At 57.3% G+C, this 13,793-nt stretch carries 12 protein-coding genes and 1 pseudogene; 6 read left to right on the forward strand and 7 right to left on the reverse strand.

Going from position 1 to position 13,793, the window contains the following annotated elements:
- Positions 1-60: 60 nt before the first annotated feature.
- The 3 genes from pqqF to HU763_RS01780 form a co-directional block, all read right to left on the reverse strand.
- Positions 61-2,361, reverse strand: coding sequence for a pyrroloquinoline quinone biosynthesis protein PqqF (gene pqqF / locus HU763_RS01770; protein ID WP_186690546.1), 2,301 nt, complete (start codon positions 2,359-2,361; stop codon positions 61-63).
- 124 nt (positions 2,362-2,485) lie between these two features.
- Positions 2,486-3,280 (reverse strand): carbon-nitrogen hydrolase family protein, encoded by a 795-nt coding sequence (locus tag HU763_RS01775; protein WP_186690547.1) that lies wholly within the window; start codon positions 3,278-3,280, stop codon positions 2,486-2,488.
- 14 nt (positions 3,281-3,294) lie between these two features.
- Positions 3,295-4,977, reverse strand: a complete 1,683-nt coding sequence (locus HU763_RS01780; protein WP_186690548.1) for a flavin monoamine oxidase family protein — start codon at positions 4,975-4,977, stop codon at positions 3,295-3,297.
- 808 nt (positions 4,978-5,785) lie between these two features.
- Here HU763_RS01780 and HU763_RS01785 point away from each other — a divergent pair.
- Positions 5,786-6,076, forward strand: coding sequence for a hypothetical protein (locus HU763_RS01785; RefSeq protein WP_186690182.1), 291 nt, complete (start codon positions 5,786-5,788; stop codon positions 6,074-6,076).
- Positions 6,077-6,088: 12 nt separating this feature from the next.
- On the opposite strand, the gene HU763_RS01790 is transcribed toward HU763_RS01785, so the two are convergent.
- Entirely contained in the window at positions 6,089-6,550 is a 462-nt protein-coding gene (locus HU763_RS01790; RefSeq protein WP_112251518.1) for an Lrp/AsnC family transcriptional regulator, read from the reverse strand.
- A 158-nt stretch (positions 6,551-6,708) separates the two neighbouring features.
- On the opposite strand from HU763_RS01790, the pseudogene HU763_RS01795 reads away from it, so the two are divergent.
- The 4 genes and pseudogenes from HU763_RS01795 (at position 6,709) to HU763_RS01810 (ending at position 11,372) form a co-directional block, all read left to right on the forward strand.
- Positions 6,709-7,264 (forward strand): annotated as a pseudogene (locus tag HU763_RS01795) (serine acetyltransferase).
- A 511-nt stretch (positions 7,265-7,775) separates the two neighbouring features.
- Complete coding sequence (locus tag HU763_RS01800; protein WP_186690180.1) at positions 7,776-9,173, forward strand: ATP-binding protein; 1,398 nt, start codon at positions 7,776-7,778, stop codon at positions 9,171-9,173.
- Entirely contained in the window at positions 9,170-10,153 is a 984-nt protein-coding gene (locus HU763_RS01805; RefSeq protein ID WP_186690178.1) for an O-methyltransferase, read from the forward strand. Before HU763_RS01800 ends, HU763_RS01805 begins: the two co-directional genes overlap by 4 nt.
- Positions 10,154-10,283: 130 nt before the next feature.
- Complete coding sequence (locus HU763_RS01810) at positions 10,284-11,372, forward strand: DNA cytosine methyltransferase (RefSeq protein WP_186690176.1); 1,089 nt, start codon at positions 10,284-10,286, stop codon at positions 11,370-11,372.
- 2 nt (positions 11,373-11,374) lie between these two features.
- Here HU763_RS01810 and HU763_RS01815 read toward each other — a convergent pair whose 3' ends face one another.
- The 3 genes from HU763_RS01815 to HU763_RS24645 form a co-directional block, all read right to left on the reverse strand.
- A complete protein-coding gene (locus HU763_RS01815; protein WP_186690174.1) occupies positions 11,375-11,782 on the reverse strand; it encodes a very short patch repair endonuclease in 408 nt (135 codons plus the stop codon).
- A gap of 340 nt (positions 11,783-12,122) precedes the next feature.
- Positions 12,123-12,245 (reverse strand): hypothetical protein, encoded by a 123-nt coding sequence (locus HU763_RS24845; protein ID WP_264081900.1) that lies wholly within the window; start codon positions 12,243-12,245, stop codon positions 12,123-12,125.
- A gap of 15 nt (positions 12,246-12,260) precedes the next feature.
- Positions 12,261-12,494, reverse strand: coding sequence for a hypothetical protein (locus tag HU763_RS24645; protein WP_225931914.1), 234 nt, complete (start codon positions 12,492-12,494; stop codon positions 12,261-12,263).
- Between the two features lie 513 nt (positions 12,495-13,007).
- On the opposite strand from HU763_RS24645, the gene virB5 reads away from it, so the two are divergent.
- Positions 13,008-13,793, forward strand: a complete 786-nt coding sequence (gene virB5, locus HU763_RS01825; RefSeq protein WP_225931915.1) for a P-type DNA transfer protein VirB5 — start codon at positions 13,008-13,010, stop codon at positions 13,791-13,793.

Genomic DNA, 13,793 nt, shown 5'->3' on the forward strand with positions numbered 1-13,793 from the left:
AGAAATAGGTGTACCGAAAGGTTAATTATTAGCAAAGTGTCCTTGCAGCTAGCGTAATAATCACGCGGTCGCGGTCAACCAGGCGCCATCTGGCGCGGCGGCGTTGGCCAGGCACAGCCACCTGCTGTCGTTGCCGAGCAGGTGGTCCAGCAGGTCATCCAGATCCGCCTGCTGGGTGCCCATAATCGCCCTGCGCAGCGCATCCAGCCCACCAGCTTGCGTGGCCAGGCATGTCTGCCATGCCCATTCGGCAACTTCCTCGTTGGCCATCGCAGGTTCCGCGAATTGCCCGGCCAGTGCCCGGCGAGCGGCCGGATCGAAGGTAACGCCTTGGCGTAGCAAGGTGAGCAGGTGTTCGAGTATCTGCGCCTGGCTGGTGTGCGGCGACTGCACGCCGAACAGCAGGCCGCCGACCCCTTCGACCTGACGAAAGGCACTGAATACCGCATAGCCGAGCTGCAGTTCTACCCGCAGCCGTTGATAAACCGGCCCTTGCAGCGCTTGGGCGAGCAAGCGGCCAGCGGCTTCCATCGCCGCCGGCAAGGGGCAGAACAGCAGCAGGGCATGTTCACTGCCGGGGGCGTCGACCTGTTGCCAGCGGTGGTTGGCCCAGGCCGGTAGTGGGCCCGGCGCCGAACCTTGGCCGGGGCAATGCAGCAGCGCCGTCGCCAACGCATTCAGGGGGGGGGCGTCGAAGCCGACCGCCAGGCCATGCCAGCGCGCCTGCTGCCACAGGCTGTCGAGCTGGGCTTGTGCCAGCGTGCCGGGCGCACCAGGCGCCGGCAGCGCCCCCAGCACCGCGTCGGGTAGTTGCTTGAGCAGGGCCCTGAGCGGGATCAGTGCCGCAGGCGGCGGCGAGGACGCCTGCCAGCTGTCGGCCGGTGGCGATACAAGCAGCGTCAAGGCCTGCTGCACGGTGCGTAGTACCGCTGCCGGCAACCCGGCGCAGCGCAGTTGCCAGTATTCGCCAGCGGCACTGAACTGCAGCTGCACTGCCACGCGGGCGCAGCGCTCCTGCAGCGGCTGCAAGGCGCGTTCGAGGACCGGGTACAACTGTTGGCCTGCGGCTGAGGGAACCTGCCAGCGCAGGTACAGTGCCGCGTATTGGCGGGTACCGGGGAGCTGGTCGCTGATCTGCAGTGCCGCCGGCAGCGGTTGCGGCCTGGCAGCAGGCAGTTCGGCCTGGAGCAAGGGCTCGCCAGCGGGTAACTGCCAGTGCCCATGCACGCGACTCGGCAGGCCTGCCAGCAGGGCACGGAAGGCCTGCAGGGCTTGCCCAGGCAAACCGGCGAACGCTTGGCCGGCGCTGTCCCGTCGGGCCAGCTCAATGGCGCTGGCACTGCGTTCGCGGCTCTGCTGCAGCAACTCGAATTCGGCATTCAATGGCTCTGCCGCGGCCTGGCGGAGGAAGCCGAACCAACCCTGCAACAGGGCATCGACCTCTTCCCGGCAGGCGTCCTCGGTAAGCTGCAGGTCGATATGCCACAACAATTGCCCAGCGTACGCATACAGCGCCTCGGCCTTGAAACCCCGCAGCCAGCCACGCTGGCGAAGGGCCGCCAGCCAGGTGCCCGGGCGGCTGTCGCCAAGGCAGCTGATCAGCAGTTCCAGGGCTTGCTCGGCGCCCGCAGGCAGCTGCGCGTGGCTGAACACCCGCGGCAGGGTCGCGGCCGCCAGCGGCGGTGGCAGGGCCTGAGGTACACGTGCACCCGCGGTGAACTGCGCGGCATGCTGGCGGCCGAGCAGTTCCAGTTCATCCAGCGGCTGCGGGCCGCAGAGGCTCAGGGTAACTTGGCCGCCCTGGTAGAAGCGCTGGTGAAAACCCTGCAACGCTTGCTGGAAGGCCGGGTCGTGCAAGGCCAGGGTGTAGCGGTTGCCGGCATGAAAGGCAGCCAGCGGATGCTCGGGCGCCACCGCCTGCAGCAGGGCAAACTGCTGCTGGGCTTGCGGGTTGCGTGACCAGGCAATGAACTCGGCATGGATCACTTCGCGTTCGCGACGTTGGCGCTCGATGCCCAGGTCCGGTTCGGCGAGCATCTGGCACAAGCGCTCGAGCCCGCCTGCCAGGGCACTGGGCGGCACCTCGAAGAAAAAGTCGGTGGTGCGTTCCCGGGTGCTGGCGTTGACCTGGCCGCCCAGTGCCTGCACGTAGCGCATCAGGCCGTCTTCAAGCGGGAAGCGTGGGGTGCCGAGGAAGAACAGGTGTTCCAGAAAGTGCGCAAGCCCGGGCCATTTGCCCGGGGCATCGTGGCTGCCCGCGTGCACCCGCAGGGCCGCGGCCGACCGCTTCAGGCGCGGGGCGTGGCGCAGGGTCAGCTGCAGGCCGTTGGCGAGGCTCAGTTGGCGGGTGGCGTCAGGCATGGGGGCTCCGGTTGTTGCATGCCATGCTAACCCATTTGCTGGCAGGCTCGGCCTCTTTGCGGGTAAGCCCCTCAGGTCCGGAGCAAGCCTCGGTCCTGTGGGATGCATGCCCGCGAAAGGGCCTTCAGCTTTTACGCAGGTGCAGCTCCTGACGCAGATCGGTCAGGTAGGGGAATGCCGCCCGTCCCTGCACCACCCGGTCATGCTGGAGTTCGGCCAGCAACTGGCATTCGTCATGCCCGGCCATCGCCAGCAGGCTGCCATCGGGGCCGATGATGCTGCTCTGCCCACAATAGTGGATCTCGCCTTCCGCACCGCAGTAGTTGGCATACACCAGGTAGCACTGGTTCTCCTGTGCCCGTGCTCGCACGGTCACCTGGCAGACGAAGTCGTACGGCGCCATGTTCGCCGTCGGCACCAGGATCAGTTCGGCACCGTCCAGCGCCAGGCGGCGGGCATTCTCCGGGAACTCGATGTCGTAACAGATCAGCAGGCCGACCTTCCAGCCCTCCAGTTCCACCACTGGAAAGTGGTCGGGGCCTGCGCTGAACATCGAGCGGTCCAGTTCGCCGAACAGGTGGGTCTTGCGATAGTTGCCCAGGCTGCGACCCTGTGCATCGATCAACTGCACGCTGTTGTAGATCGCGCCGTCATCGCCGCGCTCCGGGTAGCCATAGACGATGGCGATGCGGTGCGCCTGGGCGATCTCCACTACCTCCATGGCTGCCGGGCCATCGTCGGCCTCGGCCAGGCGCCCGACCTGGGCCAGGCCGATGTTGTAGCCGGTCAGGAACATTTCCGGGCATACCAGCAACCGGGCGCCGCGTTCGGCCGCCAGTTGCGCCTGGTGGCGCAAGCGTTGCAGGTTGCCGGGCACGTCCAGTGGCTTGGGCGCGCCCTGGAACAGAGCGATGCGCATGCTGCCTCCTTGTCTCAGTCCGCCAGGGTGATCGGGCCGATTTCGTTGAACACGTCGCCTGGGCCAGGGTTTTCCGGGTGGGTGCGACCACCGAAGTGGTTCATGATACCCCACACCGCATTCAGCGAGGTTTGCACAGCGCCTTCGACCCAGGCGGGGGTCCAGGACACGTCGTCACCGGCGATGAAGATGCCACGCTGCTCGGCAGGCATGTCTTGCTGCATGAAATGGGCATACATGCGCTGGTTGTAGCGGTAATGGCCTGGCAGCGCGCCCTTGAAGGCACCGAGGAAGTACGGGTCGGCTTCCCAGGAAACGGTGATCGGGTCGCCGATGATATGCCCGGCGATGTCGGTCTTCGGGTAGATCTTCTTCAGCGCGTCCAGGGCCAGTTGCACGCGTTTTTCCACCGGGTGCGGGAGCATTTTCAGGGCGTCGCTCATCCAGGCGTAGGACAGGCAGATCACCCCCGGCTTGTCGTCGCCGTTGTCGAACAGGTAGGTGCCGCGGGTGAGGCGGTCGGTGAGGGTCATGCTCATCAGGTCGCGGCCGGTTTCCGGGTCCTTGTCCTTCCAGAATGGCCGGTCGACCATGACGAAGGTCTTCGACGATTGCATGTAGCGGGTGCGGTCCAGGGCCATCCACATCTTTTGCGAGAACAGCGATTCCTCGCAGTCGATCTGGGTGGTCAGCAGCCAGGTCTGGCAGGTGGCGAGCACGGCGCTGTAGTGCCGCGTGTCGCCCCAGTTGTCGGTGACCGCCAGGCGGCCGTCGGCAGCGCGGGCGATGCGCTTGACCCCGGTACGTGGCGCGCCGCCATGCAGCGCGCTCAGGCTGGTGCCTTCGGGCCAGTGCACGCAACGCTCCGGCACATGGCGCCAGATGCCTTGCGGCACCTGCTCCACCCCGCCGACCACCAGATGCTGGTGGTCGTCGCAATTGGTCATCACCACGCGGAAGATTTCCAGCATCGAGTTGGGGAAATCCGAGTCCCAGCCGCCGGTGCCGAAGCCGACCTGGCCGAACACCTCACGGTGCTGGAAGCTCAGCTTGGCGAACGAGCGCGAGGTGGCCACGAAGTCGTAGAAGGTGCGGTCGTCCCACAGCGGTACCAGCTTGTTCCACAGCTCTTTCAGGCGCGGCACGTCACGGTCGCGGATGGCCTGCTGGATGTCGGCGAACTGGGCGCCGCTTTCCAGCGCGTCGGCCCAGGCGTCGGCCACTTCCTGGAACAGCTTGGGCAGGTCGCCGGGTTTTTCGGCGTAGTAGGTCTGGCCTTCCAGGTCGATAACGGTGCTGCCCGAGGCCGGGGTCAGCGGGTTGGGGAAGGGCTTGGTTTCCAGGCCCAGCTTGTCCACATAGTGGTAGAAGGCGGTGGACGACACCGGGAAACGCATGCCGCCCAGTTCGGCGATGACCCCGTCGGTACCGTTGAAGGCTTGCGAGCGCAGCCGGCCACCCAGTTTGGAGGCCTCGTACACCACCGGCTTGAGGCCCAGCTTCATCAGCTCGTAGGCCGCCACCAGCCCGGCGATGCCGGCGCCGACGATGGCCACTTCCTCACCATGGCGCTCGGCCGGGATGCTGCCCAGGCCTGCGGGATGTTCCAGCCAGTCGTCGAAGGCGAAGGGAAAGTCCGGGCCGAAAATGGTGATGGGCTTTTTGCCGTCGGCGGGGTGGCGGTTTTTCTTGTTCATGGAGTGACCTTGCCAGAGGGGCTGCGCGAGGAGCGGAGCCTGAGTATAGGAGATGCCTGGGGTCATTTTAGGGAGTGGGGTGTTCGTTATTAAGGCTTATTGTGTTGTCTGAATGTAGGTTTTTTCGTCTAAATGATTGTTTGATTGTTATTTTTGACGGGTTTTCGTCTTGAGGTTTGTGGTGTCTGTGCGATCGAGCGCTGCCCGCGCGGCGCATCGCGAGCTGCGCTCGCTCCTACGTTTGTTTCGGGCTATTTATTCCTGGGGGATTGGCGCGCGGACCCTTTGGCGCATGGCACGATATCGTGTTGTATGCACCAGGCAGTCGCGCGCGCTTTTCACAGGCGTTACTGGCCCGAAACAAACGTAGGAGCGAGCGCAGCTCGCGATGCGCCGCGCGGGCGGCGCTCGATCGCACAGGCCCTGCAAATCGCAAGGCAAGCCCCTAGTGGCCCTCATGCGCCCTATCGGCATCCCGCGCATTTTGAAAGGCGCTGATCAGCCAATTCCTACACCCATCCCTAGATTCAAAGAATTACCCTACGCCAGCTATAGCCTCGGTCTGGCTGCGTGGGAAACGCCTCATCGTTAACTTCACTGGGTCGCCGCTGTTCGGGCGAGCGGGTGTGAGAACCCATCCTCCAACTTCGCACCAAGGCTTGTGTCATGGCAGCTGTGCGCGGGCAGGCTTCGGCCTGGCCGGATTTCCAAGTTGGCCGGTTTCTCACCCCGTGCATGGCTGCCGCCCATATCCCGTGAGAAGGAGTTGGCCGGCAGTTTCCTCAAGACTCAATTTGGAAATTGCATCGTGAAGAAATCTGATTCAGGCCAACCCGCAAAACTGCAACCCACCGCCGAAAAAACCTTCTGCAACTGCGAATCCAGCCACCCGCCGCTGTTCGCCATCCGCCCCGGCATCGACGCCGCAGACGCTCTGGTTCACGCCTGCCTTCTGGCCCGTGGCCTCGATCAGATCGTCACCGACTACGCCCAGCACCATGCACCCGAGCGCAGCCGCGACCTGGTCTGGGCGATGCAGCATTGCGCCGAAAGCCTCTCGGCGATCCTGGACAGCCTGCTCGACGCCCAGGAGGCCTGAGTGCCAGCCAGCTCAGAGCGGCTGCCCGCGGTCCACCTTGCTGCTGAGGATGATCGATGTGGTGGTCTTCTCCACCCCGTCGACACTGCCGATCTGGTCGAGCAACTGGTCCAGCTGTTCGGGCGAGTCGGTACGCAACCAAGCCACATAGTCGAACTCGCCGCTTACCGCGCACAGCTGCTGCACCTGCCCCATGGCACTCAAGCGCCGCACCACCTCCTTGCCCGAGCGCGGTTGCACCTTGATCCCCACATACGCTTGCAGGCCGCCGCCCAATACCCGCTGGCCCAGACGCACGCCATAGCCGGAGATGACCTTGTTCTTCTCCAGCCGCTCCAGGCGCGAGTTGACGGTAGTGCGGGCGATACCCAGCTGGCGGGCAAGGGTGGCGACACTTTCGCGGGCGTTGATCTGCAGCAGGGCGATCAGCTGGCGATCGATTTCATCCAGCGTGATGGAACGGGAATCCGACATGGCAAGTCTCTACGGTTGGCTCGCTAGCCTAGCCAGCGAGCGCTGACCAGAGCAAGTGCGGTTACAGAGGGCCTGCCGACACGATGCTCTGTCGACTGGACTGGCCAGGCGGCTGTGCCTTGGGCATCATGCAGAACATATCCAAATGGATCTTCAGCGTGAACCTCGACTATCTTTTCGAATGCTGGCGACTGGAAGTCTCCAACAAGAAAAAGGCCGGACGCCGCATCAGCCTACTGTTCAACGTGCTGCGTCGCGCACGCAAGGACAACAAACTACGGTTTCTCTTCGCCTTCCGCCTGGCCCAGTACTTCAGCGCCCGAGGCGGCGTGTTCCGGCGTCACGCGCGGCGCATGCAGCAACGGCTCAATCGCAAGTACGCCGTGGATATCGACATCGGCGCGCAGATCGCCCCCGGCCTGCGCATAGGGCACCTGCCCGGCGTGGTCATCACCCGGCACCGTTAGCATCGGGCGGAATTTTTTCATTCGGCAGAACTGCTCGATCGGCATCAAGACCCTGGGCTTGCAGGAATACGCGCTGCGCATTGGCGACAACGTGAGCATGGGGGCCAACAGCTGTATCGTTGCTGATCACATCGACATCGGGGACGACGTGGTGATCGGGGCAATGTCGCTGGTTACGCGGGATATTCCGGGCGGAATGACTTTCTACAATCCGCGACAGGTTGAGATGCGGCCGCGAGGGGAATAGCCAAAAACGTTTCGTTCATAACGGCTATTCATCAATGAGCCGAATACTGATCCTATTCGGCTCACTATCGGATGCAAGCGAGTTGTCTGGGGCAAGAAACACGAAAGCCGCGCAATTGCGCGGCTTCGTCGTAGCTGGTGGGCCCACACGGACTCGAACCGTGGACCAAAGGATTATGAGTTCGCCAATGACACCGCTGCGTTAGGTTTCATTGGGTTACACGAGAAAAAGGTACAGTACGCGAAAGGACGGGGCAATCAGTACGTTAGCGAACGCTACGTTACAGGCGAGGTCCTTCGTGGTGTACCGCTGGTGTACCTACGCTTCAGATGCGCGGCCTGAGGGCAGTCTTTACCGAGACTGCCCTTGGATCCGGGCGAACCATGGCAGCGGAAGCCCTTCGCGCTCGGTGAAGCCTTTTGGGGCGGTGCCTTGTGAACCAGGCTAGTACTCGTATAAATTCGCCTCATTCTAAGAGTGGCTATGGCCACAAGGTCTGGAAGGGACGCACATGACTCAACAGGTAAACGCTACTCCAGCAAAGCGTTTCTTCGTAGAGATGCTAACTCGAGATATTGAACTTAAAGATTCGATTCTCGATCTGCTTGACAACTGTATTGATGGTGTCATGCGAGAGCAGAAGGATGAGCTTGATGCTTCGCAGCCTTACAAAGGCTTTGAGGCGAAAATCACCTTCAATAAAGAGTTCTTCCAAGTTAAGGATAATTGCGGTGGGATCCCACGAGGTGTGGCGCTCGAACGTGCGTTTCGCATGGGGCGTCCGGATAGAGATACCGACAAAGATATACCTACCGTAGGTGTGTATGGCATTGGTATGAAGCGTGCCATATTTAAAATGGGACAGAATGCTGTTGTAACGTCCCATGCTTCAGATGCGGTGTATAAGGTCGAAATCACACCTGAATGGTTGGAGAAGGACGACGATTGGCTTTTACCTATCTCCGAAATCGAAGCTGTAGAACAAGAACCTCGCGGGACCACGATATACGTAGATCAACTGCACTCTGGCGTCTCTAGACTATTTTCTGATGCAACTGGATTTGTTGCTGACCTCATAAGATCAATTTCCGCCTACTATGGTGGAATAATCTTGAAAGGTTTTAAAGTGTATGTGAACGGTGAGCTCGTATCGCCGTTAGGTGCATCTTTTGTCTTGGATAAAGATACGTTTAAAGAAGATGCGCAGCTGGCGCCCTACGTTTATACAGGTGAATATCAAGGCGTTAAAATTGAGCTTGCTGTTGGGTTCTACCGTAATCTGCCTACAGACGACGAGGAGGAAGACTCTCTTTCGGGTAGGCCTTCTACGGAGCATGCAGGCTGGACTTTGATCTGTAATGATCGAGTCGTGCTGTATGCAGATAAAACAAAAGTTACCGGCTGGGGCGAAGCAGGTGTTCCTCAGTACCACACACAGTTTGTTTCTATTGCGGGAGTCGTGAGTTTTAAATCGAACGACGCCTCACTTCTGCCGGTTACCACAACTAAGCGCGGTATTGACGGAAACTCTGAGCTTTACCTTTCTGTAAAAGAATTCATGCGGGAAGGCATGAAGTTGTTCACCGACTATACAAATAAATGGAAAGGGCCGGCCCGAGATAGGCCCGATTTCAGCGGTCGCGCAGTGTCTGCAACCGCATCCGATATCGCTCGTATGATTCCTCAAGAACATTGGACTCAAGATAGAAAAAGCTCCATTAAGGGTAACAAGTACAAACCGGTCTTGCCTGTTCCGCCTAAGGAAGATGAATACAGATTCATTAGATTCTCTCGTCCTTTGAACGATATTCGTCGAATGGGCGAGCATTTCTTCGATAATGCGGACATTGCTCCTGGTGAAATCGGTGGCTTCTGCTTCGACGAAGTATTGAAGAGGGTGGACGAATGAGTACTGGTGGTAATATTCCTTACCACCTTAGGCAGAACAAAGCGATTGAACGTAATCTGTTCATAGATTTGCTTTCACGGATTGGTAGATATCGCAATATCTCTGCTTACCGATATGTAGGGTTTGGTGGCCCGTTTTTAGAAGACTTTAAGCATTTGCATTCGGCTCTTCGAATATCTGACATGATTTCGCTAGAAATTGATCAGAATGTATATGCGCGACAGAAGTTTAATAGGCCTATTTCTTGCGTGGAGCTGCGGAAAGAGTCTAGCGGTGACTTTTTGTCTAATTATGATTTTGAGGACGAAACAAACGCTATTGTCTGGTTCGACTACGCTACTCCCGACATTGGGGGGCAGTTATCGGAGGTGCAACGATTAATTGAAAAGCTAGGCCATGGAGATATTTTCAAGATCACAGTTAACGCCAGTCCTGGAACGCTCGGGCATACAGATGCTAATCATCAAGATATGCTCTCGCTTAGAGCGCAAACAGCATTAAATAGGCTTGGTGATTATGGGCCGCCAACGGTGAGCTCCACTGATGTGACAACTAAAAGCTATCCTGGTTTATTGTTGAAGGCACTTTTGAATGCTGCCAAACATGGTTTGTCAGGTGATCGTGGGCTGATAGTCCAAGGGCTTACAGCTTTTGTCTACAGCGATGGCCAGCAGATGCTTACCTTTACTGGCGCTCTTTTGCACGAAAACGAGCTTTCAGATTTTTTCGAAAAAACCAGACTCAATTCGTGGCCATTTTTTAATGACTGCACAAAAGCTCCTCGATTGATTAGTGTTCCAGCGTTTTCTGCGAAAGAGAGGGTGCATGTTGAGTCCATGCTTCCAGGCGCGGATGCTGATGAGATAATCGAATCTTTGCAGTACTACGTAGGCGGTACACAACAAGCTGCGAAAACGGAGATTAACAATTTTATAAATTTCTACCGTTTATATCCTTGGTATTCGCGAATAGTTCTGTGAGTGCCTCCGTTCCTTGGCGCTTGGCATAGGTGAGACAGAAGGCGAGCGCCTGGAGGGGGATTCTGTCGGGTTCCGATCGACAACGCGCCGCGAATGGGGTATAGTGCCGGGCATTTAAAGTGGGATTCTTATGCCGACGTTACTAGACCTTTTCAGCGGTTGTGGGGGACTGACACTCGGTTCCAAAAATGCTGGCTTTACTACGGAGCTGGCAGTCGATATCGACCCGATTTTATCCAGCTCGTTTGGAGTGAATTTTCCTGATACTCCGTTTCTGAATGCTGATGTAACCAGCCTTACTAAAGCGAAACTGAAGGCCTTACTGCCGTCGGGAGTGGACGGTGTGATTGGTGGTCCACCCTGCCAAGGCTTCAGCGGGATGGGTAAAGGCTCTCCAGACGATCCGCGACGTGCGCTTTTGGCTGAGTTTTTTAGGATTGTTTCTGATGTAAAACCAGCCTTTTTCTTGATGGAAAATGTTCCAGGCCTGATTTTCCCCAATAATAGGCAGGAGCTGGACACAGCTATAGCATCTCTCAAGGGAAAGTGGGAGATCATCGGCCCTATAATTCTTGATGCGTCAGATTTTGGAGCGCCGACTAAGCGACGGCGAGTTTTCGTATTTGGTTTTGACAAGCGAAAAATGGTTGTTCCAAAATTAGAGGACATCATTAAATGTGATGCTCCGCGTGTTTCTGTAAAAGATGCCATTTGGGATCTCGGTGGTGCTGTTTTGGCCGGCCAAGATTTTTGGCGTTATGGGGCGGAGAGTGATATCTCTGCATATGCCAAAAAAATGAAATCAAAGAGTGAGGGGTTCACTGCCCATCAGCTAACAGAGCATCGTCCCGAAACGCTGCGTCGCTTTTCTTTAGTGCCACAAGGTGGTGTCGATCCAGTTGGAAAGTATAAGCGGCTCTCTTGGGACGGGCTCTGCCCAACGCTCAGGGCTGGTACCGGAAGTGACCGTGGGTCGTATCAGGCGGTTAGACCGCTACACCCCGTAGAGCATAGAGTTATCACTCCTCGGGAGGCCGCGAGATTACAAGGTTTCCCTGATGATTTTGTTTTTCATGCCACCGTATGGCATAGCTGTCGCATGATAGGAAATAGTGTGTCGCCTATAATTGCAGAAACTCTTTTGAAAAATATTAGGAATTTTATGGGCAAGGGTTCAGGGAGTAAGCTCCAGCTTGCTGAGGAGGTTGATGGGGTCTGAGATTATTGTGGAGATAAGAAATTTTTCACAATTTCCGAAAGGGTTTGAAGATTCCTTGTTTCACATTGCCAAATGTCTAAGCATTTCCAATCAAGCTCGTCTAGTTTTTTGAGGTTTTGACTATCTCGGATACGATTTTTTTCTATTTTATCCTTCCAGAATTCTAATTTTGTTTTAGGTGGTCGGCCGTACTTACAATTGTGCCCATGCCAAAAGCAGCCGTGGATAAATATTATTTTTCGACGGCTGCGCAGCACGATGTCAGGGCTTCCTGGCAGGTCTTTTATGTGTAAGCGATATCGATAGCCGAGGCTAAATAACAAGCGGCGCACAATCATCTCTGGCTGTGTGTCTTTACTTTTGACTCTTGACATAAGCCAGCTTCGATGTTCAGTAGTCAGTCTGTCCATAGTTTAATTCAAGCACTAGGCGCACTGATTGCCAGGCGCTGCTATGGCTGAAGTAACTTGTCATTAGCTATCATATTGCGGAAGTTGGCAGTTGAAGGAGAAAAGTGGAAGCTCGGGCTGGGTGCGAGTACCCTTACCGTCACGTTAAACGATACCTTTCCACCGATCGCTCAGAGGATTTGAGTAGTGTTCAGCTTAATCTAGTTTCCACCTTTCTAGACTGGCCCGAATAGAATTACTGACCACATCCGAGTGCTTGTCGATCAGGCGGGTGAGCGCCTCGATCCGCTCCACGGCGATCGGCTCGTAATGACCTTCACTCAAGCGCCAGTCGATCTGGTTAAGGCCGGCCCAGGGCGAGTAACTGATCGTTGGACTCGCCTACGGCGTCGATTTCGGACATGCCGCACTGCGGTTCGTGGGTAAGCCCGGTGCGGATGGTATCGACAACCCAGCGCCGCATAGAACAGCGTTCAACCTAGGCGCGTTCTTTGACGGCTGCTTTTTCTGAGGCGGTCAGCAGGATTTTGAAGCGCTCCTTCGGCTCCTTGATTGTCTCTGCTTGTCGGTAGGTTTTCGGTTGGGGATTTGCATCTGCTTTGGCTAGCTGATGCTCAATAGCCTCTTTGAGCGCGCCCCCAGGTGTTTTACCTAGGCCGTCGCAATAGGCCACCCAGCGCGCTTGTAGCTCTGCGCCCAGGTGGACGTTCATAGCTCCTAGCCTTCTGCATAACGATCTTTCAAACGCTGCAATGCGAAGCGCAAGGGGGACCCTTGCAAACTGTGTGCGCACAGTTTACCGGCGGTTAGCCTATCCTGCGGTAGCTCTCACCTCGTCAACAGGTGTCGGTTTTTTCGTCATGACGAAATTCTTTTTCTGTGCGTGAACCGTATGGCTGTATGACAGAGTTACGGCGCTTTGCCTATCCTGCAGTAGCCCTCCTTAAAGATAAGAGTTTCGTCATGACGAAGAAATTGGATGTACGGCACGCCAAGAGATAAAGCCACAATGGGATAATTAATTTTGCCGATGTATAATATTTTGGTTAATTAAACGAGCGCTGCAACCGCCTCGCTGATGCTTTGCGCATTATGGGCGCGGCCCTTAAAAGACGGGGCCTACACCGGGTAAGACTGGCGCATAGTCACCCCAAGAACGGTGCAACCGTGCTGGGTGCGATTCCTAAACAGATCGACAGGCCGGACAGACGGCCCAGTGTTCACCATGTCCAATGGAGAGGTGACTATGGGGCTGTTCAAACGTCTCGCCTTTAAAGGCGTCCGACCGTTTAGTTTCGGGACAACACTCGCGTTGATGCTCGGCTCGCAACAGGGATATGCGCAAATCCCTGTAACCGTCACTACCCAAGTGACGGATTCCCCCCTGACTGTTGCAGAGTTTGCATCTAACACGACTCGCTGGGCCCAACAGGTTCAGCAGATGGCATCTCAGATTGATCAGATGAAGCAGCAGTACGGCGCACTCACGGGGTCGCGTGGGCTCGGTCGAGTATTTGATGATCCGCAGCTGCGAGAGTATCTGCCCCAAGATTGGCAGGCTGTGTATGACGCAGTGAAGCGTGGCGGCTATTCAGGCCTGAATAGCCGTGCTGGTTCGATCTATTCGGACAACAAGGTGTTCGATGCCTGCGAAAGCCTGGTTCAGGATCAGCAGCGCGATGCTTGCCGAGCACAGGCGGTGAAGCCGTCACAGGATAAAGCGTTGGCTCTGGAGGCCTATGACCAGGCCGAAGCCCGACTGCGTCAGATTGATCAGCTCATGGGGCAGATCAATCAAACGCAAGATCCCAAAGGGATCGCAGAGCTGCAAGGTCGCATCGCGGCAGAGCAAGCGATGATCCAGAACGAGCAGACCAAATTGCAAATGTTCCAAATGGTCGCTGAGGCTGAGGGCAAGATCCAAGAGCAGCGACAACGGGAATTGAATGCCCAGGTGCTCGACAAAAGGGGCTACAAGAATCGCGAAGTGCTGAACCTGGGAGGCAACTGA

Source organism: Pseudomonas anuradhapurensis (genome assembly GCF_014269225.2).
Taxonomy (GTDB): Bacteria; Pseudomonadota; Gammaproteobacteria; order Pseudomonadales; family Pseudomonadaceae; genus Aquipseudomonas; species Aquipseudomonas anuradhapurensis.

Coding starts and splice junctions, on each gene's coding strand:
- pqqF (WP_186690546.1), bottom strand. CDS start 2,361: ATGCCTGACGCCACCCGCCAACTGAGCCTCGCCAACGGCCTGCAGCTG.
- HU763_RS01775 (WP_186690547.1), bottom strand. CDS start 3,280: ATGCGCATCGCTCTGTTCCAGGGCGCGCCCAAGCCACTGGACGTGCCC.
- HU763_RS01780 (WP_186690548.1), bottom strand. CDS start 4,977: ATGAACAAGAAAAACCGCCACCCCGCCGACGGCAAAAAGCCCATCACC.
- HU763_RS01790 (WP_112251518.1), bottom strand. CDS start 6,550: ATGTCGGATTCCCGTTCCATCACGCTGGATGAAATCGATCGCCAGCTG.
- HU763_RS01800 (WP_186690180.1), top strand. CDS start 7,776: ATGACTCAACAGGTAAACGCTACTCCAGCAAAGCGTTTCTTCGTAGAG.
- HU763_RS01805 (WP_186690178.1), top strand. CDS start 9,170: ATGAGTACTGGTGGTAATATTCCTTACCACCTTAGGCAGAACAAAGCG.
- HU763_RS01810 (WP_186690176.1), top strand. CDS start 10,284: ATGCCGACGTTACTAGACCTTTTCAGCGGTTGTGGGGGACTGACACTC.
- HU763_RS01815 (WP_186690174.1), bottom strand. CDS start 11,782: ATGGACAGACTGACTACTGAACATCGAAGCTGGCTTATGTCAAGAGTC.
- HU763_RS24845 (WP_264081900.1), bottom strand. CDS start 12,245: ATGCGGCGCTGGGTTGTCGATACCATCCGCACCGGGCTTACCCACGAA.
- HU763_RS24645 (WP_225931914.1), bottom strand. CDS start 12,494: ATGAACGTCCACCTGGGCGCAGAGCTACAAGCGCGCTGGGTGGCCTAT.
- virB5 (WP_225931915.1), top strand. CDS start 13,008: ATGTCCAATGGAGAGGTGACTATGGGGCTGTTCAAACGTCTCGCCTTT.